This is a genomic window from Candidatus Latescibacterota bacterium (genome assembly GCA_020633725.1).
In the GTDB taxonomy this organism is placed as follows: domain Bacteria; phylum Krumholzibacteriota; class Krumholzibacteriia; order JACNKJ01; family JACNKJ01; genus VGXI01.
Genome location: JACKDC010000002.1, coordinates 367,746 through 390,182, shown reverse-complemented (window position 1 = coordinate 390,182; position 22,437 = coordinate 367,746). Strand labels below are relative to the sequence as shown.

Below are 22,437 nucleotides of genomic sequence, written 5' to 3'. Positions count from 1 at the left end.
TTACGGGTTGTAGAGCAGATCGGCGGCGGCATTGCGGTCACCGGTGTGGACCTGGATGCGCGCCAGCTTCAGCGCCTCCGGCTCGCTCGAACCACGCAGCTCGTCGAGACGCCGGCGGAAGCCGGAGGCGCTGGCGTCGGTGATCGTGAGCAGGTAGGTGGCGCCGGCGAGCACGGTGTGATCGGCGCGGAGCACCTGCCGCAGGCTCTCGGCCAGGCTGTCCAGGTACTCGGCCTCGGCGGCGGGATCCGCCGCGTCCGCCTCGCGGCCCTCGGGCTCGAAGCCCAGCGTCTCGGTGCTGCCGTCGGTGTAGCTCAGCTCCAGGGTGTCGTCGCTCAGCCACCGGGCGGCGGCGACCTCCTCCCGCGCGAGCATTCGCTGGGCGAAGGCGTCGCGCGCGGCCTGGCCCTGTCCCGCGGCCACGCTGCGCGCGTACTCCGCGCCCCCCTCGGCGATGTCCTGCTGGCGGGAGACCTGCTCCGCGCTGGGCGAGGGCGGCATCACGGCGGGACCCGGGGAGGGGTAGACCGTCACGCCGTTGATGCGAATCTCGTCGCCCATCACCTCCACCGCGTAGGGCGGCGGCGTGAGCTCGCCGTAGAGCGCGACGGCGCCGGTCTCGATGCCCCCGCTCCGGGGGGCCGTGACGAAGTGCGGAAGCCGCCGCGTCTCGGCGCGCTCGCGTTCGCTCGAGGAATGGGCCCGGACGATCTCGCCGTTCGCCCGCAGACTGAGTCCGCTCAGGATCAGCGCCGCGGCGACGCCCTTGGGGCCGAGCGCATCGAGGCTGCCGGTCAAGAGCACGGGTGTGTCCGCGGGCAGCGCGCTGCGCGGGGCGATGCTCCCGCCCGCGCGCAGCGCGTCCATGGCCTCGTCGAGACGGAGGATGCTCGTTCCGTCTTCGTCGACCGCGGCCGGGATTGTCTGGGGTGCGAGAAGAGCGAGGAGAAGGCAGGCGAGTGGCAGGAGTCGCAACGGGCGTGGCGAGGGTCGGCGTTCTCGTTCTGGCATCTGGGTCCTCCGGAGTGATCGCGCCACTGCCGGACCCCGAATCCCAGCCGCCCCCTTCCCTGCCAGCGCCGGCGCTTGGGGTGAAGTCATCCTAGAGGAGTGGGTGACGTCCAAGTGTAGCCCAGATTACATGTCGAGTAAACTGGCGATCCCTTGAAGCGGACGTCCTAGTCGGAATATCGGCCGCTACTGCAGCAGCACCAGCTTCACCGAGACGCCGGCGGCGGCCGTGCGCGCTCGCGCCAGGTAGACGCCGGTGGCGACGGTCTGTCCCGCGTCGTCGCGGCCGTCCCAGTCCACGGCGAGCGGCCCGGCGTCGACCGCGCGATCCAGCAGGCGGCGCACGCGGCGGCCGTTCACGTCCACGATGTCGAGACGCAGGTGGCCGGCGCGCTCGAGCTGCAGGCGCAGCGTGGTCGAGGGGTTGAAGGGATTCGGCGCGGCGCCGAGCGCGAGGGCCGGCGTGGGCGCGGCCGCTTCCACAGCCGTGGCGCCGGGCAGGTCGCTGCGCGGGCGCGTCCAGAAGCCGCGGCTGCGGGACGCGACGAGCACGTCGTCCGCCGTCGCCGCCAGACTCTCGATGAGCCCGCCCGTGTAGTTCGCGGTCCAGTCGTCCCAGGTTGCGCCATCCGTGCTGACGTACAGTTCGCCGAAGGCCGAGCCCACGACCAGCGCGCCGTCCACCACCAGCAGCGCGTCGGGAAAGTCCGCGGGACAGCCCGTGCCGACCCAGGCGCTGCCGTCCCAGCGCTGCACTCCGGTGCTCGAGTTCAGCGCGGCGTAGACCGACCCGCCGAAGCTCGCCACCGCGTTGACGTGGAGCCCCGGCAGGCTGCCCACGGGAGTCCAGCTGACGCCGTCGTCGTCCGACACCGCCACGCCGCCCGGGTAGAGCGACGCGTAGAGCCGCCCGTCGTGCGTCGCCAGGTCGCTCACGGGACCGGGCGTGGACTGGAACTGCCAGGTCGCGCCGTCGTCCTCCGAGCGATAGAGGCCGTCGAAATCGCCGGCGAGCAGCGCGTCGCCCGAAGCGTGCAGACATTGCAGCACCGTGCCGGAGGCCATGCCGACGCCAACGGACGCGAAGCTGAGTCCGCCGTCGAAGGAGGCCGACACGCCGCGCGTCGCCCCGTAGAGCGCCGCGTAGACGATCCCGTCGCGCAGCAGGAAGTCCCGCGCCGTGGCCGTGGCCGCCGGGCCCGTGGCCCCCTGCCAGGTCAGGCCGCCGTCGGCGGTGGACTGCACGTTGTCGTTCGTGAGCGCCGACACGTCGTTGCCCACCAGCAGGCGCGCGCCCGTCCACAGCGCCGCCTGGCCGCCGCAGATGCCCGAGCTGCCCTGCCAGCTGGCGGTCCAGGTGGCGCCGTCGTCGCCGCTGCGGAAGACGCCATCGAAGGTCCCCACCACCAGATCGCCGTCCACGAAGGCCAGCGCGCGCACGCCCGGCGCGCCGGAGGGCAGCGTCGCCGTGAGCAGCGTCCAGTGGACGCCCCCGTCCACCGAGCGGTAGAGCCCACGGGCGCCGAAGGTGCCGTCGGTGGCGAGGTAGAGCGCGCCGCCGTTCGCGACGAGCTGCGTCGCCTGATCGCCGATGCTCGTCGGCAGGTCCGCGCTCACCGTCGTCCAGCTGAGGCCGAGATCGTCCGAGCGGTAGACGGCCATCGCGATCCCCACGTTCTCCGCGGCCAGGTAGACAGTACCGCCGTCCACGGCGAAGCGCTGCGCATCGCAGCTGGCCGGCAGGCCGACATTCGCCGGCGTCCAGGTGACGCCGCCATTCGCCGAGCGGTAGACCCCGGCGTCCTCGCCGCCGGCCAGCTGCACGCCGCCCACCTGCGCCAGATCCCAGCAGCGCAGCATCGGACCGCCCGGGATTGCGGCCCAGGTGGCGCCGGCGTCGTCGGAGCGGTAGAGCGGCGCGGGAAAGAAGGGATCCACACCGGCGATGAGCGTGCTGGCGTTCACCGGGAGCACGGCCTCCACGGTCGCCGAGTTGAGCGGGGCGCCGACGGGGGTCCAGCTGGCGCCCGCGTCGTCGCTGCGCTGCAGCCCGCCCAGGTAGGTGCCCACGAAGAGCGTGCCGCCGTGCGACAGCATGCACGCGACTCCGCCGTTGGGCAGGCCGGCGTCGGTCCAGGTGGCGCCGTCGTCGTCGGAGACGAACACGTCCCCCTGATCCGCGTAGTCGGTGCCCATGAACCATCGCCCCGCGTGCGGCGCGAGTGCCGACGCGGGCGGCGGCGTGGGGCCGTTCATGCGCGTCCACTGGGCGAGCGCGGGAGGCGTGGCGGCGCAAAGGAGTGCGAGCGCGGGGACGAGCGCGCGGAAGCGTGCAGACATGGGGCTGACCTTCCGTGAGGGGTGGCGGTTCCGGTCGAGCGCTCCGGAGTATAGCACAGGCCCCGTGGTGGCGGCTCCGCGCCTAGCGCGCGCCCACCAGGATCTTCTCGGCCGCGGCGAGCGCAAGCGTAACGGGCGCACCGTCCGCCTGCACCGTGATCGACTGCGCGACGGCGTCGGCGGCCAGCACCATCAGCTGCGCCCCGGGCCTGAGCCCGTGCTCGGCGGCGAAGAGCAGGAAGCGCTCGTCCTGGTCGACGATGCGCACGATGCGCACGCTCGCGCCGGCCTGCAGATCGCGCAGTGGAAGGGCGCGCGTCTCGCGGAAGCGGCCATCGGCGTCCGGAATGGGGTCGCCGTGGGGATCCACCTCGGGGCGGCCGAGGAACGCGTCCAGCGCTTCGAGCACCCGCGGCGACACGGCGTGCTCCACGCGCTCGGCCTCCTCGTGGACCACGGACCAGTCGAGCTTGAGCGTCTGCACGAGGAAGGTCTCGATCAGCCGGTGGCGCCGGATGATGTCCACCGCCGCGCGCGTCCCCTTGGCCGTGAGCGAAACGCCCCCGAAGCGCTGATAGCGCGCGAGCTTGGCGACGGCCAGCTTCTTGGCCATGGCCGTGGCCGTCCCGGTGGTCACCCCCACCACCGCCGCCACCCTGCTCATGCCGGCCTCGCCCGTCGGCGATTCCTTGCTCAGCGTGTAGATCGCCTTGAGATAGTCCTCGACGGCTTCCGTCACCATCGCCATCGGCCCTCCGGTCCGCGCGCACGGGGATTGCATGCGACAACTCACGGTAGCAGAATCCCGGCCGACCGTGAACTTCCATAGCTCGAACATGGCACTTTTTCGCCTACCCATGTTTGACTTTGTGTGCAACTTGACTTAAAGTTTGACTAGTCAAACTCCGATGACTGTGTTAGAGAGGCCAAAGGGAGGATCTCGCATGAACGCCGGCACGGTACTGATCGTCGCCTCGGCCGCCGCGGTGCTCGCGTTCTGGCCTCGCCACGGCCTCTGGGCGCGCTGGCGGCGGGCCCAGGGGCTCGCCTGCCGCATCCGCCGGGAAGACGCGCTCAAGCACATCCTCAAGAGCCAGGCCAACGGTCGCACGCCCACGATCAGCAGCCTCGCCGGCGCGCTTCAGATCAGCACGGCGCGTGCCGCCCGGGTACTCGAGGAGCTCCAGGCGCACGAGCTGCTGGCCGTCGAGGGAGGGCAGCTGCGGCTGCGGACGGCCGGCCGCGAGATGGCGCTGCACATCGTGCGCGCACATCGCCTCTGGGAAAGCTACCTCGCCGAGCACACGGGCATCGCCGAGAGCCAGTGGCACCCGCTGGCGGAGCACCAGGAGCATCTGCTCACGCCGGAGCAGGCCGACGCGCTCGCCGCCCGGCTCGGCCATCCCACGCACGACCCCCACGGCGACCAGATCCCCGCGCTCGACGGCGCGCTGGAGAGCGAGATCGGCCGCTCGCTGAACAGCGTGCCGCCGGACACGCCCGTCATGATCACCCACATCGAGGACGAACCCGAGGCGGTCTACCGGCAGCTGATCGCGCAGGGTTTGCGGCGCGGCATGCGGGTCTTCGTCATCGAGCAGACGCCCGCGCGCATCCGGTTCTGGGCCGACGGCGACGAGCACGTCCTCGCGCCCGTGCTGGCCGAGAGCGTGACCGTGGACCTCCTGCCCGAGTACCAGACCGCGGACCTGGTGGACGAGGAGTACCTCTCGAATCTCAAGCCCGGCGACAGCGCGCGGGTGCTCGATCTGTCGCCCGCCTGCCGCGGGCAGGAGCGACGGCGCCTTCTCGATCTCGGCTTCGTGCCCGGCACCGAGGTGGTGGTGGACCGCGTCAGCCCCGCGGGCGATCCCACGGCCTACCGCCTGCGCGGAACCGTGGTGGCGCTGCGCCGCGAGCAGGCCGGACTCATCCGCGTCGAGCCCTCGAGCGACACCCGAAAGGCGGCCAGCCAATGAACGAGGCCTGCGAGAACTGCAGCGTGCACCGCGCCGCGAACCTCAAGAAGCTCGGCGTCTCCATGGAGCAGTGGGACTACGTCGTCGCGCTCGCCGGCAACCCGAACACCGGCAAGAGCACGGTCTTCAACTCGCTCACGGGACTCAGGCAGCACACGGGCAACTGGCCGGGCAAGACGGTCGCGCGCGCCGAAGGCGGCTACGCGCACGGCGACAAGCGCTTCAAGCTGGTGGACCTGCCCGGCACCTACTCGCTGCTCTCCACCAGCCTCGACGAGCAGATCGCGCGCGACTTCATCCTCTTTGGCCAGCCGGAGGTGACCGTGGTCGTCGCGGACGCGACCCGCCTCGAACGCAATCTCAACCTCGTCCTGCAGATCCTCGAGATCACCGACCGCGCCGTGGTCTGCCTCAACCTCATGGACGAGGCCCGCCGCCACGGCATCGTCGTGGACGAACGCCAGCTCGCCCGCGATCTCGGCGTGCCCGTCATCCCCACGTCGGCCCGCTATGGCCGCGGGTTGCCCGAGCTGCTGCAGGCCATCAGCGACGTGGCCACCGGCACCTTCGTCTGCCGTCCCCAGCGGCTGAACACCGAGCCCCCCGCGATCAAGGCCGCGCTGGACGACCTGGTGGGCAAGCTCCGGGACAGCTACCCCGACCTGCCCAACCCGCGCTGGGTGGCGCTGCGTCTGCTCGGCGGCGACGACTCCATGATGGAGGCCGTTCGCAATGGCCAGCTCGCCACCCTCCACGCCGCGAACAGCGGTCCCGCGCCGGAAGTGGCGACGCGATGAGCCAGCAACCGATCGAGCCCACGGGACAGGCCGAGTCCATCATCGCCGCGGCGCAGCGGTGGCGGCGGGACATCTCCGGCGATCTGCACGAGCACGTGGTGGAGGCCATCTACGCGCAGGCGGCGCACATCGCCGGCCGCGCCGTCTCGACCCCGGATCACGCCGCGCGCCCGACCCTGGACCGCACGCTGGACCACATCCTCACCAGCAAGCTCTGGGGCTTCCCGATCATGATCCTGCTCTTCGCGGTCATGCTCTGGATCACGATCACGGGCGCGAACGTGCCGTCGGGCTGGCTGTCGTCGCTCCTGATCGACCACGGCCATCCCTGGCTGCGCGGGCTCTTCGTCTCCATGGGCGCGCCCTGGTGGCTCACGGGCTTCGTGGCGGACGGCATCTACCTGGCGACGGCCTGGGTGATCAGCGTGATGCTGCCTCCCATGGCGATCTTCTTTCCCCTGTTCACCCTGCTCGAGGACTTCGGCTACCTGCCGCGCGTGGCGTTCAACCTGGACCGCCTCTTCAAGACCTCGGGCGGCCACGGCAAGCAGGCCATGACCACGATGATGGGCTTCGGCTGCAACGCCGCCGGCGTGGTGGCGACGCGGATCATCGACAGCCCGCGCGAGCGCCTGCTGGCGATCCTCACCAACAACTTCGCGCTCTGCAACGGACGCTGGCCGACGCAATTCCTCATCGCGACCGTCTTCCTCGGCTCGCTGGTGCCCGCGGCGCTGGCGGGCGTGGTCTCGGCGGCGGCGGTGACCGGCGTCGCGCTGCTCGGCGTGGTGATGACCTTCAACGTCAACTGGGCGCTCTCGCGCACGGCACTCAAGGGCGAGGTCAGCACCTTCAGCCTCGAGCTGCCGCCCTACCGTCCGCCGCGCTTCTGGCGGACGCTCTACACCTCCCTCATCGACCGCACCCTCTTCGTGCTCTGGCGCGCGGTGGTCTTCGCGCTGCCGGCGGGCGCGGTGATCTGGCTGGTCGCGAACGTCCACGTGGGCGGCGACAGCCTGGCCGGGCAGTTCATCCGCTTCACCAACCCTGCGGGCGTCTTCCTGGGGCTGAACGGTGTGATCCTGCTGGCCTACATCATCGCGATCCCGGCGAACGAGATCGTCATCCCCACCGTCCTCATGCTCACCGCCATGGTCACCGGCGCGCACGGCGTGGGCGGCGGCGCCGGCGTGATGTTCGAGCTCGATTCCGAGAGCGCCGTCCATGCGCTGCTCACGGCCGGCGGCTGGACGACGCTGACCGCCGTGAACCTCATGCTCTTCAGCCTGCTGCACAACCCCTGCAGCACCACGCTCTACACGATCTACAAGGAGACCGGCAGCGCCAGGTGGACCGCGCTGTCCGCCCTCATCCCCCTGGGCATCGGCGTGGTCGTCTGCGCCGCGGTGGCCTTGGTCTGGCGGATGCTGGGCTGATCGTCGTCACCGCGCTGGAGGATTCGCCGTGCCGCATGCGCCGCTCACTCACGAGCAGATTCTCGCGCTTCTGAGTGCGGCGCCCGACCAGCTGGCGCAACTCACGAACGGTCTGCCCGCCGCGCGCCTCGCGGCGTCGCCCGCCGCCGACGCCTGGTCCCCCCTGCAGATCCTCGCGCACCTGCGCGCCTGTTGCGACGTGTGGGGCGGGTACATCCAGCGCATACTCGACGAGGACGCGCCCCGTTACCGGGCGATGAGTCCGAGGACCTGGGTGAAGCGTACCGACTTCGCCGCGCAGGACTTCGCGGCGTCGTTCGTCGCCTTCACGAGGCAGCGGGTGAACCTGGTGGCGCTACTCCGCTCGCTGGACGAGGCGGACTGGGCGCGCAGCGCCACCGTCACCGGCTTCAGCCGACCGAAGACGCTCAGCGTACACAGCTACGGCGAGATGCTGGCGAACCACGAGCAGGTACACCTGCGGCAACTCGAGCGCACCCTCGGCGTGCTGGGCGACATGGGCTGAGACCCTTCGCCCGCCGTGACACCCGCCCCAGGCAATGCTAGACTCGACGGCCTGTCCCCAACGGCGCCGAATGGCGCGTCGCCCGGAGGTCGCGGCGGTGAAGGCCCCGCTCGAACTCGACCGCCGCTCGATTCTCGCCTACCGCCAGCAGGTGGGTGCGCTGGCCGAGCGGCTTCCCTGCGGAAAGCGCTCGCTGCGCCGGATCGCCTGGTGCGGGCTTCAGGACAGCGTGCCGCGGGCGGCGCTGCTCTCCATCCATGCGCGGATTCGCGGCGCGAGCTCGTCCTCGTGGGAAGATCCCGCCCTGGTCCAGGTCTGGGGACCGCGATTCAGCGTCTACGCCGTGGCGACAGAAGATCGCGGGCTGTTCACCGTGGCGCGATTGCCCGAGAGCGGCGCCGCCAGGGAGCGCGCGGAGACGATCTTCGCGCGACTCGAGGCGCTCCTCGGCGGCGGCAGGCTGCGCGACCGCGAGATCGGCGAGGCTCTGGGGGTCGATTCCAATCTGCTGCGCTACAGCGCGCTGACGGGCCGCGTGCTCATCCGCTGGGATGGCGCCCGCGCGCCAGAGCTCTGGATCGTGCCGGCTCCCCATGTCGATCCGGACCGGGCGTGTCGCGAGCTGGCGAAGCGGCACCTGCACATCCTGGGGCCGACGACCCCCGAGGCCTTTGGCCGCTGGGCGGGAATTCGGTCCCGAGGAGAGGCCGTGTTCAAGGCGTTGCGACGGTCCCTCGCGCCAGTGCGGACCCCGCAGGGCGAGGCATGGATACTCCGCGCGGACGAACCCGCGTTTCGCGCCGCCCGGACGCTCGCCACGGGCACGCGCTTCCTGCCCAGCGGCGACGCCTACCTGCTGGCCGGCGATCGCGAGCTGCTCGTCGCCGACGCGGCGCGGGGGCGTGAGCTCTGGCCGCCGGCGACGGTGTGGCCCGGCGGGCTGCTGGTGGATGGCGAGCTGGTCGGCACCTGGCGGCGGTCGCAGGAGAGGGTGTCGATCCGCCCCTGGCGCACGCTGACCAAGGCGAAACGCGCTGAGACGGAAGCGGAGGCCGCCGCGCTGCCGCTGCCGGATCTGAAGAAGTCCATCACCGTGATCTGGGAGGATCGCAAGTGAGCGCACTCTGGAAGAAGGGGCGCGGCAAGCTCGGGCCCCTCGCCCCCCTGATCGGCTCCTGGATCGCCGAGAGCGACTCGCCGATGGGCCCGCTGCGCTGCACGCGCAGGCTGACGCTGGCCCTTGGCGGCAAGTATCTGCTGCTGGACGTCCACTGGCAGTTCGGCCCCGGCGCCGAGGGCAAGTCCTACGAGGAGCACGCCGTGATCGGCGCCGGCGACGACGGCGCCCTCGCCTTCTGGTCGTTCACGTCGGACGGCAAGCGCTCGGAAGGGCGGCTCGCGGACGTCACCGACGTCCACCCCGAGGCCGTGGGCTTCGAGGCGCAGATGCCCGCCGGTCTCGCCCGGATGGTCTACTGGCCCGCCGACGACGGCGGCTTTCACTGGGCCGTGGAGTCGAAGACGAAGAAGGGCTGGAACCGCTTCGTGGACCACCACTATCGCCCGGCGGACGCGCCGGCCGCGGCTTGAGGCGAAACCGCATGCGCACCCGCGTGAAGATCTGCTGCATCGCGACGCCCGCGGAGGCGGCGCTCGCCGTCGGCCTCGGGGCGGACGCGGTCGGTCTGGTCGCCGCCATGCCCAGCGGTCCGGGGCCGATCCCCGACGGCCTGATCCGTGAGATCGCCGCCTCGGTGCCCGCCGAGATCGACACCTTCCTGCTGACCAGCCGCAGTGAGCCCGCGTTGGTGGTCGAGCACGTCCGCGACTGCGGCACGACGGTGGTCCAGCTCGTCGCCCCGGTGGGCCTCGACGTCTACACGGCGCTGCGGCAGGAGACGCCGACGGTGGGGATCGTGCAGGTCATCCACGTCGAAGGCGAGGCGGCGCTGGCCCAGGCCGAACGCGTGGCCGAGCACGTGGACGCGATCCTGCTGGACTCCGGACGGCCCTCCGCCGCCACGCCCGAGCTCGGCGGCACGGGGCGCACGCACGACTGGCGCGTGAGCCGGCGCATCGTCCGCGAGCTGCCGCGCCCGGTCTACCTCGCCGGCGGCCTGCGCCCCGAGAACGTGGCGCCGGCGATCGAGGAGGTTGGGCCGTTCGGCGTCGACGTCTGTTCGGGCGTCCGCCGGGACGGCAGGCTCGACGAAACGGCGCTGCGCGCCTTCATGGCGGCCGTACACGGCGACCGCTATCCGGAGCCGCTCGAACGGATGACCGGGCGCTAGGCGATGGGTGGAAGCAGCCTCTTCGCCGAGTATCGCGAGCGGCCTCAGGGCGAGCCGCGGGAGGACGCGCCGGGCCAGCTGGCGCTGCGACCCGCGCATCTCGAGGACCTCGCCGGCCTCGGCCGCCTCGCGGCCGAACGCGACGGCGGCCCGGCGGGGCGTCACGTCGAGGCGTTCCGCCGCGCGCTGGAAGCCGACCCCGAGCGCGGCGCGGCGCTCGTGCTGGTCGCGACGCTCGACGACGCGCTCGTGGCCTACGGCAAGGCGCACTTCCACGCGGGCGAGAGCGGTGGCGAGTCGCCTCACGGCTGGTATCTGTCCGGGGTGATCGTCGACCCGCGCGTCCGCCGCCGGGGCATCGGCGCCCGCCTGACCGCCCAGCGTCTCGCCTGGATCGCGCGCCAGAGCGACTGGGCTTACTACTTCGCCAACGCGCGCAACCGCGCGAGCATCGCCCTTCACGCCGGCTTCGGCTTTGCGGAGATCGCGCGCGGACCCGAGTTCTGCGGGGTGGCGTTCACGGGCGGCGAGGGCGTGCTGTTCGCCGTCAACCTGCGCGGCGGATGACCCTGGAGGCCCGCATGCCCAAGTACACGGTGAAGCCCCTCGCCCCCGCGACATGGAGCGACTTCGCCGCTCTCGTGGAGAGACACGACGGCGTCTGGGGTGGCTGCTGGTGCCTCGAGTTCCACGCGGACGGGAAGGCGCGCGGTCCGCACCGGCGCGCGGCCAAGGAGGCCCACGTGCGCGCCGGCACGGCCCATGCCGCTCTCGTCTACGACGGTGATCGGTGCGTCGGCTGGTGCCAGTTCGGTTCGCCCGAAGAGCTGCCACGGATCAAGCGCCGCCGTGCCTACGACGCCGAGCCCGGAGATCCCCCCGACTGGCGAATCACCTGCTTCTTCGTGGACAAGGCCTACCGTGGAAAGGGCGTGGCGTCTGCGGCCCTGACCGGAGCCCTGAAGGAGATCGCGCGCCTCGGTGGTGGGCTGGTCGAGAGCTTCCCCGAGGACGTCGAAGGCCGCACGGTGTCGGGCTCGTTTCTCCACAACAGCAGGCTGGCGATGTTCGAGGGCCAGGGCTTCCGGCGGGTTCGCCAGCTCGGCAAGCACAACTGGCTGGTGGTCAAGCGCGTGCGGCGGGCGCGCGCGACGAAGCTCTGAGAGCCCTTGATCCAGGCACCGCGCCGCGATAGTGTGCGCCCTCTCCCAGGGAGGTTCGAATGACGCAGATCGCCAAGGGCGAGTTCACGGTCGCGCTCGCGCCCCTCGAGTTCGAGGGCGTGGACGCCGAAGCGCCCCTCGGCCGCCTGAGCATCGACAAGCGGATCACGGGGGATCTCGACGCCACGACCCGCGGCCAGATGCTGAGCGCCGGCACCGCCACCAAGGGGTCGGCCGGTTACGTCGCCATCGAGCAGGTCACCGGCACGCTTCACGGCAGGCACGGCAGCTTCGTGCTGATGCACACGGGACTCATGGCGCGCGGCGAGCCCAGCCTCTCCGTGGTCGTGGTGCCCGACTCCGGCACCGGCGAGCTGGCCGGCATCACGGGCGCGTTCGAGATCATCATCGCGGACGGCAAGCACGCCTACGCGTTCAGCTACTCGCTCCCGAAGACTGCGCGTGAGTAGGGTCGCGATCCGTCCCGCCGTCCTGCGCTGGCTGCTGGACGGCGACCCGGCGATCCGCTGGCAGGTCATGCGCGACCTCGCGGACGAACCCGCACGCGCCGTCGCCGCCGAGCGCGCGCGGGTCGCCAGCGAGGGCTGGGGCGCCACGCTGCTCGCCCGCCAGAATCCCGATGGAAGCTGGGGCGACCCGGGCAGCCCCCGCCGCTGGGAGCCGACGCTCTTCACGATGCTCCTGCTCCGCGAGTTCGGCCTCGACCCGGATTCCTCGCCCGCCCGCGCGGCGGCGAAGCGCCTCGGCGAGCGGTTCACCTGGGGTCCCGAGTTCGGCGACTCGCCCTTTTTCGAGGGCGAGGTGGAGCCGTGCATCAACGGCCACACGCTGGCCCTGGGCGCCTACTTCGGCGTGCCCAGCGAACGGTTGATGAAGCGCCTGCTCTCCGAACAGCTCGACGACGGCGGCTGGAACTGCGAGGCGGAGCGCGGCTCGGTGCGCTCGTCCTTCCACACGACGCTCTGCGTCCTCGAGGGCCTGCTGGCCTACGAACACGCCCGGGGCGCGACGCCCGCGCTCACGAAAGCGCGGCGGCTCGGGGAGGAGTACCTGCTGCGGCGTGATCTGATGCGCCGCCTCTCCACCGGCAGGGTCATCGACCAGCAGTGGACGCGCTTCGCCTTTCCCACGACCTGGCACTACGACGTGCTGCGCGGCCTGGACTACTTCCGCCGCGCGGGCGGCGCCCCGGACAAGCGACTCGGCGAGGCCGTCGAGGTGGTGCGCACGCGGCGGCATCAGAACGAGCGCTGGCCGCTGGGGACGGTCCACGCCGACCCCGTGGACCTGGCGATGGAAGCCGGCAAAGGGCACGCCAGCCGCTGGATCACCCTGCGCGCGCTGCGCGTGCTGGACTGGTTCGCGAGCACAGGAGGCAGAGCATGAAGAAGGCCGTCGTCATCGTCACCCTCGCGCTGATCCTCGGCGCCTGTGGATCGGGCGCGCAGGACGCGGACTACGTCGCCACGATCGACGCCTGGCACGCCCAGCGTGAAGCGGCGCTGGCTGCCGAGGACGGCTGGCTGAGCCTCGTCGCGCTGCTGCCCATCGAGCAGGGGGCGCGAACGCTCGGCTCGGCCCCGGACGCCGAGCTGCGCCTTCCCGCGCCGGCTCCGCCGCGCGTGGGGACGATCACGCTGAACGACGCCGGCGGACTCGGGCTCGAACCCGCGCCCGGCGTGCCGCTGCGCGTGGGGGACGACGTCCTCAACGGCCCGATCTCCCTGGTCCCGGACAGCGACGGCGAGCCCACCGAGGTCTCGCTCGGCACGCTGCGCTTCTATGCGATCGAGCGCGGGGGCGCGTTCTTCCTGCGCGTGAAGGACCGCGAGGCACCGGCCCGGCTCCACTTCACGGGCGTCGACCGCTTTCCCGTGGACACGCGCTGGCGGGTGGAGGCGCGCCTGGAGGCCGACAGCGCGCGCAGCATCGCCATCCCCAACGTGCTCGGCCAGCTCGACGACGCGCCGTGCCCGGGCCGGCTCGTCTTCACGCTGGACGGCGCGCCCTGCTCGCTCTGGCCCATCGCCGAGGCGGGTGAGGAGCTGTTCCTCGTCTTCGCCGACGCGAGCACCGGCGACAGCACCTACGGCGGCGGCCGCTTCCTCAGCGCGCCGGCGCCGGACGCCGACGGCCACGTGACCCTGGACTTCAATCGCGCCGTCAACCCGCCCTGCGCATTCAGTCCCTACGCCACCTGCCCCCTGCCGCCGGAGGGCAACACCCTGTCCGTCGCCGTGCTGGCCGGCGAGAAGAACTGGGGCTCGTGGCACTAGCGCCGATTTCACCATGGCGCTGTGACGGACCCGTCCCCTCTCGCGTCCAAGCAGGGGTAATCGAACCCCTTCCAAAGGACGCAGCCATGCAGTACTTCCTCACGCTCGCGCTCGCGGGACTCGGTCTGCTCGCGGCGGTCGGCAGCGCGTCGGCCGGCGGCGCCGGCAACGCCAACGCCGAAACCCATCGCCAGGAACTCGTGGCCGCCCGCGAGGCCTGGAGCCAGGCCATCGCGCAGGGCGATCTGCCGCGCATCTTCTCCTTCTGGACCGACGACGCGGTGATCTACCCCGTCGACGAGGCGCCGGTGCGGGGCATCGCCGCCGTGCGGGAGTACGTCGCGCACAACCGGCGGGACCTTGGCATCGCGCCGCGGTCCAAGCCGCTTGAGATCGTGGCCTCGGCATCCGGCGACTTCGGCTACATCGTCGGGACCTACGAGTGGATCGACGCCAAGGGCGTGGCCAGCCGGCCCGGACGTTACGTCACGCTCTGGCGGCCCGATGCCGAGGGCAGGTGGAAGTGCTACCTGGAGATCCATTCGCCACGGCCGGACGACGGCGGCGAGGGCCCCTAGCGGACGCCGCGACTTGCATCTCCCCGGGGTTCCCGGCATCTTCCCGCCGGGGCCCCGGGACCCCGCAACAGCAGGAGGTGCAGCGTGAAGCAGGTCATCATGGCCCTGGCGATCGTCGCCGCAGGCGCCCTGGGCGTCTCCTGCGGCGGCGACACGCCGGAGTCGCCCGCGGCTGACGCCACGCTCGAAGTGCTCGTCCACTGGGACGACGCGGGCATCGCCGGCAAGCGCGTCGAAGTGCTCGAGCTCGGGGTGGAAAAGATCACGGACGCGAACGGGATGGCGCGTTTCGCGCTACCCGCGGGCGGTTACACCTTGCGCGCCTACGAGATCAACGCCGGTGGGCCGGGGTTGCTCTACGTCGACGAGCCCTTCACGGTCAAGGCCGGCGAGACGGCGCACGTCGAGGTCGAGGACTGCCTGCCCTGCGTCTAGCGTTCGTCGCCGTACGCGTCACGCAACGGCCCGAGCCGAATGGCCCGGGCCGCTGTGTCGTGCGTTCGAATCGGTATCCACGTACTACTTGAGAAGCGTCAGGCGGCTGGTGAACTCCTTGTCACCCGCCTTGACCCTGCAGAGATAGGCTCCCGACGACACCCTGCGCCCGGCGGCGTCGCGACCTGTCCAGGTGACGCTGTACTCGCCGGCCTCCAGCCGCTCGTTCACCAGTTCGACGACCTGGCGGCCGTCCACCGAGTAGATCGCCACGCTCACCTGCGCGGCGCTCTCGAGGGAGAAGCTGAGGGTGGTCTTGGGGTTGAAGGGGTTCGGGTAGGCCGGCTCGAAGGCCGTCGCCGGCGCTTCGCCGGGCGCCTCGCGCTTGCCACCCGTCGGCTGCGTCACGGCGATCTGTTGATCCGCCGTGACGTTGCTCAAGTAGGTGGGAGTGCCACCGCCGGGCCAGGTGATCGCCACGAGCGTCGCGACCTGCGCGCTGCCCAGCCCGAAGTGCAGATTGGTCGACCGCTGGGCCGGGCCGCCGCCCGCCGTCACCTGCCGCAGCATGTGCTCCTCCCCGGCATAGACCTCGACGGTGGCGCCGATGGCGCTCGCGTTCGATTCGCTGCCGGCGAGGCTCACGTTCAGCCAGTGGCCGCGGTCGGGGACCTCGTTGCGCAGGACGTAGTTGTCCACGCCGTCCCTACCGACGAAGATGTCCATGCCGCCGTCGCCGTCGAAGTCGCAGGCTACCGCGGCCATGCTCGGCCCCGAGGCCTCCGTCAGGCCAACGTAGACCTGGTCGAAGTAGGCCGTCTGTTCGTCATGGTCTCCCCTGTTGATCGCCAGGAAGTCCCGCCCGCCGGTGCACGTGACGAAGAGGTCGACGAAGCCGTCGTTGTCGAAGTCATCGGCGAGGACTGACGTGGCCGTGGCGCCATCGTCCAGCACCAGGCCGAGCGAGGGCACCGCCTCGAAGTCGAAGGGGTCCGCCCACTGCATGAAGAAATTGTGCGATGAGTCGGGCGCCAGCTTCAGGACATCCACGAGGCCGTCGTTGTTGAAGTCCGACCAGCAGGCGTCCTTGGCGTTGTAGGCCAGGACCCAGGCGGCGCCGGGATGGCTCAACGTACCGGCGTTGTTCAAGGTGATCCCGCGGCAATACGTCCCCGCGCCGATCCCCGTGACGAACAGATCCAGGTAGCCGTCCAGGTTGTAGTCACCCCAGCGGCACCCTTGCGTGTTGGAGTCCAGCGTCGCCCAGCCGGCGTTGCCGGGAACGAAGCGGTTGCCGCCCGCCGCGTCGAAGCGCAGGTTGGCGTCGTTGAAGCGGGTGATGAAGAGGTCCAGCAGTCCATCCGCGTCGATGTCGGCCCAGCTCGCGGTCTGCGCATCGCCCATCTGAGCGAACTCCGGCGTGTTGCCGGTGGCCTCCGTGAACCCGCTGCCGCCATTGACCAGCAGCGCGTGCTGATTCGAGCCGCGCACCAGGAAGACGTCGGAATCGCCGTCGTTGTCGACGTCGGCCCACGCGGCGTTCTTCACGCCCGTGACGCTGCTCAGGCTCGAGGGGGCAATGTCCGTGAAGGTCCCGTTGCCCTGGTGCTCGAGCAGCTGACCCGCCCCATCGAGATTGCCGACGTAGACCTCGGCCACGCCGTCGCCGTCGACATCCACCGCGTTCGCGCAGGACACGCTGCCCGTGTCGGCCAGACCACCGCCGGTGATCAGCCCGAAGGGAAGCGCATAGTTGCTCGTGAAGTAGATGGGCTGAGTAGGCTGCGTCCACAGCAGCTTCGAGACGCTGGCGGGAACCGGCGCGCCGTAGAGGGGCGAGGGGAAGAAGTCCACGGTGTAGCTGAACGGACTGGGGAGCGCGAGCTCAGTGTACCCCCCGCCCTCCATCGAGAAGCTTCCGGGCCCAGTCAGCGACCACGGCGCGATGATCTCGTTGGGCTGGGGATCCACTGCCACGGCATAGCGGTCCCAGCGCTGGAAGCTGAAGCTCATCGTGGCCTGCGAAGGCCCGACGTTGCTCAGGTTGATGCCCGGCACTTCCCCGTCGTACCAGGTGGCCGCCACGTCCGTGCTGAAGTTGAAGGCCGTGGCTTCGGGCGAACTCCAGAGGTCGCCGTCATCGCCGTTGATGGTCCACTCACCGTCGGCCTCGACCAGGTCGATGACGTACAGGCCGGAGGTATAGCGGCTCTCGTCGATGTGATAGATCGCCAGACCCGAGTCGGGAATGCCCTCATCGTAACCCGACGACTGGCGGTTCTCGATGATGTAGAACTCTTCCGGTCGGTTGCGGTCCGGGTGGTCGATCCTGAACGCCACGTTGGCGTCGGCCGGCGCCTGGTAGGTCCTCAGACTCGACCCGAGGACGATCGGGCTCAGCCAACCGGCGTCGTACTTGAGATACGCATTCGGCTGCCGGCCGTTGTAGTAGCCACCGCCGCCACGGCCCATGAGACAGAAGGTCCCCAGGCGGCCTTCCTCTGAGCCCGTGAAGTAGAGGTCCGGCCAGTCACAGAGCATGTGCCCGTTTTCGTGGACGACCCCGCCCAGATAGGGAATGTTGGGCCCGATGTTGTGAATCTGATAGTAGTCGGCGATGAGGCCGTCCAAGGACACGTTGATGTTGTCGTCGGCGTGGGGATGAAGGGCGGAGTTGCCCATCGGCGGCCCCTCGGTGAGGATGTTGATGGCGTCGATGCGGCCGTCGCCGTCGGCGTCGAAGGCGCTGAAGTCGAAGCCCTGGCTGTCGAGCTTCTGAAGCACCTCCGTCACCAGCTGTCCCGCGGAGGAGATGGAATGCGTGCTCCAGTAGCCCCAGCCTTCGTCGGCCTGGATGTACCCGGGACTCACGACGTTGCTGTAGTCCAGGTGCCCCCCGGATACGTGCAGGAAGAAGTCCCTGACCGAGCCGTTCGTGCCGTTGCCGTCGAAGCCCGGCTCGTTGAAGAAGCGCTCGATGTAGTCCCGCTCAACGTGGTAGTCCAGGTCCGCGAAGTCCACGAGAACGGTGACACCGACCACGGTCCCCGTGTGCGGCGCCCCGTAGCTGGGACGCCAGCGGTCGCCGGGGCCGTCGTCCAGCGACGCGCGCACGTCGGCCGCGGTCTTGGCCATGGCCGCCGGGGCCAGATCCAGGTGCTTGTCGAGCCGCAGCGGGGCCGCACTTCCCGCGCGGATGCCCGTGCTGAGCAACTCGGAGGCGTCCACGCTCAGCTCCGCGTAGCAGTAGTAGCCGGAGCTGCCATCCCGGACGATCGTGTGGCCGTCCTCGGTCTCGAGCCTGGAGTAATACTCGTCTCCCACGATCAGCGCCTTGACTGCGCTTCCGTCGGGCTGAAGGGCGACCGTGGGTTCGGCCTCGAGGTAGACGGCCCCAGCCTCTCGGGCCATCCCGAGAGAAAGGAGCAGGAGCGCGGCAGCTGCCAGTGAGGTTCTTCGTTTCATCAGCGTCCCCCTCTTCAGGTCAGTTCGCCCGACCGTGGAATCGGAAGAAGTGGACGGATGAGCTGTCGAGGTTACCGCTCAGACTGGGCGCTCCGACGATGGCCTGCCGAACGGCCACGCGTCCGCCGGCTGGCAGCGCTGTCGACTCCGATGCGGCAAGGGAACGCCGATCGCCGCCACCGCGGCGACTAGCTCCTTCAGCCGCCGCCGAGGCCGCAGCGGTTCAGCAGGACGCGCAGCAGCCAGAACGCCGCCAGCACGCCGATCAGCTCGAGGATCACTTGCCGTACTCCTCGAGGACGCGTCGCGCGATCACGATGCGCTGGATCTCGCTCGTCCCCTCGCCGATCTCGGTGAGCTTGGCGTCGCGGTAGTAGCGCTCCACGGGGTACTCCTTGGTGTAGCCGTAGCCGCCGTGGATCTGGATGGCCTTGCTCGCCACGCGGGTGGCCACTTCGCTGGCGAAGAGCTTGGCCATGGCCGCCTCCTTGCCGTAGGGCTTGCCCGCATCCTTGAGCCGCGCCGCGTTGTAGACCAGGTGGCGCGCCGCCTCGACCTCGGTCGCCATGTCGGCGATCATGTTGCCCACGGCCTGGTGCTTGGCGATGGGCTTGCCGAACTGCTCCCGCGCCAGCGCGTAGGGCACGGCCTTGTCCAGCGCGCCCTGCGCGATGCCGAGCGCCATGGCGCCGATGGAGATGCGCCCGCCCTCGAGCGTCCGCATGAAGGTCGCGAAGCCCGTGTTCAGCTCGCCGATCAGGTTGCTGGCGGGCACGCGGCAGTCCTCGAAGATGAGCTCCCAGGTCTCGCTGGCGCGGATGCCCAGCTTGTTCTCCTTGGTGCCCAGCTTGAAGCCCGGCGTGTCGGCCGGCACCACGATCGCGCTGATGCCCTTGCCGCGCCCGGCCGACGGATCCGTCTTCGCCGTGATCGTGATCAGCCCGGCGTGCCCCGCGTTCGTGATGAACTGCTTGGTGCCGTTGATCACCCACTCGTTGCCCTGGAGGATGGCCGTGGTGCGGGGGCTGCCCGCGTCCGAGCCCGCGCCGGGCTCGGTGAGGCCGAAGGCGCCGAGGAACTTGCCCGCCGCGAGGTCGGGCAGCCACTTGCGCTTCTGCTCCTCGCTGCCGTTGGCGAGGATGGGCCCGATGCCCAGGCTGATGGCAGCGGCCACGGTGATGCCCGTCGACGCGCAGACCCGGCTCAGCTCCTCCACCACCAGCGTGTAGCTCAGGTGGTCCATGCCCTGGCCGCCGTACTCGGGCGGGACCGTCATGCCGAGGATCCCGAGCTGGGCGAGCTTGTCGATGTTCGCCTCGGGGAACTCCATGGTCTCGTCGATCTCGGCGGCGATGGGCTCCACTTCCTTCACCGCGAAGTCGCGGATCATGTCGCGGATCATCTGCTGCTGCTCGTTGAGCTGGAAGTTGAGCATGGTCTCCCCCTGGCCGATGGCCGACTCCAAGGTACTCATCGTCCCACCTTTCCCGCCAGCGCCATGAACTGCGCCGCCGCCTCGATGCCTTTGTGGAATTGCTCCAGGTCCAGTTTCTCGTTGGGAGAGTGCAGGTTGTCGTCCGGCAGGCCCAGGCCCATGAGCACGGCCGGGGCGCCGAGCAGGCGTCCGAAGGCCTCCACCACGGGGATGCTCCCGCCCTCGCGCGTCATCACGGGCCGCTTGCCGAAGGCCGCCTCCAGCGCCCCCTTGCCGGCCTCGACGAAGGGGCTGTCCGGCGCGGCGAGATAGGGCCGGCCGCCGTGGTGTCGGACGAACTCCAGCCGGATGCCCGCGGGCGCCAGCTCGCGCAGGCGCTTCTCCACGCGCGCGGCGATGTCGTCGGGATCCTGATCGGGCACCAGACGGCAGCTGATCTTGGCGCCGGCGTAGGCGGGCAGCACGGTCTTCGCGCCCTCGCCCATGTAGCCGCCCCAGATGCCGTTGACCTCGAGGGTCGGCCGCGCCGACAGGCGCTCGAGCGTGCTGAAGCCTGCCTCGCCCTGCAGGCCGTCCACGCCCAGGTCGGCCATGTAGGCTTCCTCGTCGTGGGGCAGCCTCGTGTACTCCTCGCGCTCGGCAGGCGTGAGCTGGCGGACCTTGTCGTAGAACCCGGGCACCGCGATGCGGCGGTCCTCGTCGTGCAGCGCCGCGATCATGCCCGCGAGCGCGTCGGCCGGATTCGCCACCGCCCCGCCGTAGCTGCCGCTGTGCAGGTCGCGGTTCGGCCCGTGGGCGATGACCTCCATGTAGGCCAGCCCGCGCAGGCCGTAGACGATGCTCGGCACGCCCTTGGCGAAGAACGCGCTGTCGCTCACCATCACGGCGTCGCAGGCCAGGCGCTCGCGGCTGGCCTCCACGAAGGGCGTGAGGTTGGGGCTGCCCACCTCCTCCTCGCCCTCGATGACGATCTTCAGGTTCACCGGCAGGCCACCGGTCGCTTCCATGAAGGCCTCGATCGCGAGCAGGTGGCAGAGCACCTGGCCCTTGTCGTCGGACGAGCCCCGCGCGAACACCTTGCCGTCGCGGATCGTGGGCTCGAAGGGCGGCGTGGTCCACAGGTTCAGCGGGTCCACGGGCTGCACGTCGTAGTGGCCGTAGAGCAGCACCGTGGGCGCGCCCTCGGTCGCGAGATGCTCGCCATAGACGATCCCGTGCCCCGGCGTCGGCACCACCTCGCTGCGGATGCCCATCCCCTGCAGCTTGGCCAGGAGCCACTGGGCCGCGCGCTGGACGTCCGGCTTGTGCGCGGGATCGGCGCTGATGCTGGGGATGCTGAGCAGTTCGAAGAGCTCCGCGCGCTGCCGGTCGGCGGCGGCGCGGATCGCGGCGATCACCTTGTCCATGGGGCGTCCTCCGTGGCTGGGCCAAGGCGCGAGACTAGCACAGGCCGACCGAACGATCCAGCGGCCCCCTGGGGCCTAGAAGCCCGTCCGGCTGAGGGCTTCGCGCGCGCTATACGATGTTGATCGATTGCCAGGAATCTCTTGTCACGGAACGTCGAGGTATATACAACTTTGACGACACGGCTCCCGGCGCGATAGCCCAGACCCTCGCTCAGACCAGGTGGTGATCAAATGACGGCCCTTCGGCTTGCGCTGCTTCCCCTCGGATTGACAGTCCTTCTGTCCGCGTGCGCGACCACGAACGAGTGCGTCGTGAACAATCCGCACAAGGGGGAGCCGCTCTCCCTGAATCCGTCGATTGAGGAGATCGATGCCAGCAACGCCACACATGGCGCCGTGGTGGGCATCGCCGCAGACGTGCGCGTGCCCGGCGCGTCGGGCAAGATCAGCCACGGGGCCCGCGTGCGCGTGCGTTCCACCCGCGAGCCGGACCTTGCATTCGGCCCCGCCCTCGCGATGGAGAAGACGAGCTACAACCGCTACGAGCGCAGCTTGTACCAGCTCAACTTCGGCCCCTACGAGGCCTGCGTCGAGGCCGACTTCCTGCCCCAGCCCGGGCTGAACCAGCCGGAGCCGACCGTCAGCACGCTGCGGGACCACCAGGCGTTCTTCGTCAAGGCCGCGGAACCCTGCGCGACCTGGGCCGACGCCAGCGAAGGCACCGCCGGCTGGACCTTCAGCGGCATCGTCGACGTCGCCTCGGGGGCCCCCGCGACCGGATCGAGCCAGCCCTACTTCGCGCGCATGGAGCTCGACGTTCCGGTGGACGTGCCGGGGCTGGTCGTCCTCACCGGCGATCTGTACGCCGATCAGCCCGATGCGCTCTGGCGCTTCGACTACGTCTCGCCGGATCTCAGTGGTCTCGAGGCGTGGCAGGATCTGCCCGAGGTGGCCATCCAGGCCTACACGAACGGCGCGAACATCCAGCTGCAGCCCATCTTTGGCTATACCTACGAGGGGGAACTGCACCAGTTCGCCCCCGTGGACGAGGACGGCGACTGGATTTTCTACCCCGTTAGCGGCACCACGCGGATCTACCCGCCCAGCATGCGCCCGGGCGACGTGCCGCTGTCGGAGCTTCGCGTGCGCGTCTTCGGACCCTACGGCAGCACCACGCCGGAGTTCATGGTGCACCTCGAGGTTGTGTGTCCCATGCCGTCGCGGTTCCCGAGCGTCCTGCGGGCAGTTCTCGGAGAACTGCAGGCCGGCAAGTAGCGG

Annotated in this window: 21 protein-coding genes; 15 read left to right on the top strand and 6 right to left on the bottom strand. The window is 70.4% G+C overall.

The annotated features are described in order from the left end of the window. The 3 genes from H6693_06185 to H6693_06175 form a co-directional block, all read right to left on the bottom strand. On the bottom strand, positions 1 to 867 hold the full coding sequence (locus H6693_06185) for a hypothetical protein (protein ID MCB9515764.1): 867 nt from the start codon (positions 865 to 867) through the stop codon (positions 1 to 3). A 330-nt stretch (positions 868 to 1,197) separates the two neighbouring features. Further along, on the bottom strand, positions 1,198 to 3,351 hold the full coding sequence (locus H6693_06180) for a hypothetical protein (GenBank protein ID MCB9515763.1): 2,154 nt from the start codon (positions 3,349 to 3,351) through the stop codon (positions 1,198 to 1,200). 82 nt (positions 3,352 to 3,433) lie between these two features. Beyond that, positions 3,434 to 4,099 carry a metal-dependent transcriptional regulator gene (locus H6693_06175; protein ID MCB9515762.1) on the bottom strand — a complete coding sequence of 222 codons (666 nt, stop codon included), beginning with the start codon at positions 4,097 to 4,099 and terminating at the stop codon, positions 3,434 to 3,436. A 196-nt stretch (positions 4,100 to 4,295) separates the two neighbouring features. Between H6693_06175 and H6693_06170 the strand changes: the two genes are divergently transcribed. The 14 genes from H6693_06170 to H6693_06105 all read left to right on the top strand — a co-directional run bounded on the left by H6693_06170 (position 4,296) and on the right by H6693_06105 (position 14,853). After that, positions 4,296 to 5,330, top strand: a complete 1,035-nt coding sequence (locus H6693_06170; protein MCB9515761.1) for a DtxR family transcriptional regulator — start codon at positions 4,296 to 4,298, stop codon at positions 5,328 to 5,330. Beyond that, positions 5,327 to 6,127, top strand: coding sequence for a 50S ribosome-binding GTPase (locus H6693_06165; protein ID MCB9515760.1), 801 nt, complete (start codon positions 5,327 to 5,329; stop codon positions 6,125 to 6,127). The genes H6693_06170 and H6693_06165 overlap by 4 nt, the downstream gene beginning before the upstream one ends. Next, positions 6,124 to 7,563, top strand: coding sequence for a ferrous iron transporter B (locus H6693_06160; GenBank protein ID MCB9515759.1), 1,440 nt, complete (start codon positions 6,124 to 6,126; stop codon positions 7,561 to 7,563). Before H6693_06165 ends, H6693_06160 begins: the two co-directional genes overlap by 4 nt. A 28-nt stretch (positions 7,564 to 7,591) precedes the next feature. Continuing rightward, positions 7,592 to 8,089 (top strand): DinB family protein, encoded by a 498-nt coding sequence (locus H6693_06155; GenBank protein MCB9515758.1) that lies wholly within the window; start codon positions 7,592 to 7,594, stop codon positions 8,087 to 8,089. A gap of 70 nt (positions 8,090 to 8,159) precedes the next feature. After that, positions 8,160 to 9,206: a winged helix DNA-binding domain-containing protein gene (locus H6693_06150; GenBank protein ID MCB9515757.1), complete on the top strand. Its 1,047-nt coding sequence runs from the start codon at positions 8,160 to 8,162 to the stop codon at positions 9,204 to 9,206. Continuing rightward, the gene (locus H6693_06145) at positions 9,203 to 9,679 is read left to right on the top strand and encodes a hypothetical protein (GenBank protein MCB9515756.1); all 477 of its coding nucleotides are present in this window, start codon (positions 9,203 to 9,205) and stop codon (positions 9,677 to 9,679) included. The genes H6693_06150 and H6693_06145 overlap by 4 nt, the downstream gene beginning before the upstream one ends. A gap of 11 nt (positions 9,680 to 9,690) precedes the next feature. Further along, a complete protein-coding gene (locus H6693_06140) occupies positions 9,691 to 10,380 on the top strand; it encodes a phosphoribosylanthranilate isomerase (protein MCB9515755.1) in 690 nt (229 codons plus the stop codon). A gap of 3 nt (positions 10,381 to 10,383) precedes the next feature. Then, entirely contained in the window at positions 10,384 to 10,947 is a 564-nt protein-coding gene (locus H6693_06135; protein ID MCB9515754.1) for a GNAT family N-acetyltransferase, read from the top strand. 14 nt (positions 10,948 to 10,961) lie between these two features. Then, positions 10,962 to 11,543 carry a GNAT family N-acetyltransferase gene (locus tag H6693_06130; protein ID MCB9515753.1) on the top strand — a complete coding sequence of 194 codons (582 nt, stop codon included), beginning with the start codon at positions 10,962 to 10,964 and terminating at the stop codon, positions 11,541 to 11,543. A gap of 59 nt (positions 11,544 to 11,602) precedes the next feature. Continuing rightward, positions 11,603 to 12,013, top strand: a complete 411-nt coding sequence (locus H6693_06125; GenBank protein MCB9515752.1) for a DUF3224 domain-containing protein — start codon at positions 11,603 to 11,605, stop codon at positions 12,011 to 12,013. After that, complete coding sequence (locus tag H6693_06120; protein MCB9515751.1) at positions 12,006 to 12,950, top strand: hypothetical protein; 945 nt, start codon at positions 12,006 to 12,008, stop codon at positions 12,948 to 12,950. The genes H6693_06125 and H6693_06120 overlap by 8 nt, the downstream gene beginning before the upstream one ends. Continuing rightward, the gene (locus H6693_06115; protein ID MCB9515750.1) at positions 12,947 to 13,840 is read left to right on the top strand and encodes a DUF1684 domain-containing protein; all 894 of its coding nucleotides are present in this window, start codon (positions 12,947 to 12,949) and stop codon (positions 13,838 to 13,840) included. The genes H6693_06120 and H6693_06115 overlap by 4 nt, the downstream gene beginning before the upstream one ends. Positions 13,841 to 13,926: 86 nt before the next feature. Then, complete coding sequence (locus H6693_06110) at positions 13,927 to 14,418, top strand: DUF4440 domain-containing protein (GenBank protein MCB9515749.1); 492 nt, start codon at positions 13,927 to 13,929, stop codon at positions 14,416 to 14,418. An 84-nt stretch (positions 14,419 to 14,502) separates the two neighbouring features. Beyond that, positions 14,503 to 14,853, top strand: coding sequence for a hypothetical protein (locus H6693_06105; protein ID MCB9515748.1), 351 nt, complete (start codon positions 14,503 to 14,505; stop codon positions 14,851 to 14,853). A gap of 84 nt (positions 14,854 to 14,937) precedes the next feature. Here the strand turns inward: H6693_06105 and H6693_06100 are convergent, their stop codons facing one another. From H6693_06100 to H6693_06090, 3 genes are all read right to left on the bottom strand, one after another. After that, positions 14,938 to 18,264: a M6 family metalloprotease domain-containing protein gene (locus H6693_06100; GenBank protein ID MCB9515747.1), complete on the bottom strand. Its 3,327-nt coding sequence runs from the start codon at positions 18,262 to 18,264 to the stop codon at positions 14,938 to 14,940. A 331-nt stretch (positions 18,265 to 18,595) separates the two neighbouring features. Continuing rightward, positions 18,596 to 19,753, bottom strand: coding sequence for an acyl-CoA dehydrogenase (locus tag H6693_06095; protein MCB9515746.1), 1,158 nt, complete (start codon positions 19,751 to 19,753; stop codon positions 18,596 to 18,598). 35 nt (positions 19,754 to 19,788) lie between these two features. Then, complete coding sequence (locus tag H6693_06090) at positions 19,789 to 21,159, bottom strand: dipeptidase (protein MCB9515745.1); 1,371 nt, start codon at positions 21,157 to 21,159, stop codon at positions 19,789 to 19,791. Positions 21,160 to 21,471: 312 nt separating this feature from the next. On the opposite strand from H6693_06090, the gene H6693_06085 reads away from it, so the two are divergent. After that, complete coding sequence (locus H6693_06085; protein ID MCB9515744.1) at positions 21,472 to 22,434, top strand: hypothetical protein; 963 nt, start codon at positions 21,472 to 21,474, stop codon at positions 22,432 to 22,434. Positions 22,435 to 22,437 lie beyond the last annotated feature (3 nt).

Excerpts from the sequence above, each read along its gene's own strand:
- H6693_06135 (MCB9515754.1), top strand. The coding sequence starts at position 10,384 with ATGGGTGGAAGCAGCCTCTTCGCCGAGTATCGCGAGCGGCCTCAGGGC.
- H6693_06180 (MCB9515763.1), bottom strand. The coding sequence starts at position 3,351 with ATGTCTGCACGCTTCCGCGCGCTCGTCCCCGCGCTCGCACTCCTTTGC.
- H6693_06130 (MCB9515753.1), top strand. The coding sequence starts at position 10,962 with ATGCCCAAGTACACGGTGAAGCCCCTCGCCCCCGCGACATGGAGCGAC.
- H6693_06150 (MCB9515757.1), top strand. The coding sequence starts at position 8,160 with ATGGCGCGTCGCCCGGAGGTCGCGGCGGTGAAGGCCCCGCTCGAACTC.
- H6693_06175 (MCB9515762.1), bottom strand. The coding sequence starts at position 4,099 with ATGGCGATGGTGACGGAAGCCGTCGAGGACTATCTCAAGGCGATCTAC.
- H6693_06140 (MCB9515755.1), top strand. The coding sequence starts at position 9,691 with ATGCGCACCCGCGTGAAGATCTGCTGCATCGCGACGCCCGCGGAGGCG.
- H6693_06110 (MCB9515749.1), top strand. The coding sequence starts at position 13,927 with ATGCAGTACTTCCTCACGCTCGCGCTCGCGGGACTCGGTCTGCTCGCG.
- H6693_06185 (MCB9515764.1), bottom strand. The coding sequence starts at position 867 with ATGGACGCGCTGCGCGCGGGCGGGAGCATCGCCCCGCGCAGCGCGCTG.
- H6693_06160 (MCB9515759.1), top strand. The coding sequence starts at position 6,124 with ATGAGCCAGCAACCGATCGAGCCCACGGGACAGGCCGAGTCCATCATC.
- H6693_06125 (MCB9515752.1), top strand. The coding sequence starts at position 11,603 with ATGACGCAGATCGCCAAGGGCGAGTTCACGGTCGCGCTCGCGCCCCTC.
- H6693_06095 (MCB9515746.1), bottom strand. The coding sequence starts at position 19,753 with ATGCTCAACTTCCAGCTCAACGAGCAGCAGCAGATGATCCGCGACATG.
- H6693_06100 (MCB9515747.1), bottom strand. The coding sequence starts at position 18,264 with ATGGCCCGAGAGGCTGGGGCCGTCTACCTCGAGGCCGAACCCACGGTC.
- H6693_06115 (MCB9515750.1), top strand. The coding sequence starts at position 12,947 with ATGAAGAAGGCCGTCGTCATCGTCACCCTCGCGCTGATCCTCGGCGCC.
- H6693_06090 (MCB9515745.1), bottom strand. The coding sequence starts at position 21,159 with ATGGACAAGGTGATCGCCGCGATCCGCGCCGCCGCCGACCGGCAGCGC.
- H6693_06165 (MCB9515760.1), top strand. The coding sequence starts at position 5,327 with ATGAACGAGGCCTGCGAGAACTGCAGCGTGCACCGCGCCGCGAACCTC.
- H6693_06170 (MCB9515761.1), top strand. The coding sequence starts at position 4,296 with ATGAACGCCGGCACGGTACTGATCGTCGCCTCGGCCGCCGCGGTGCTC.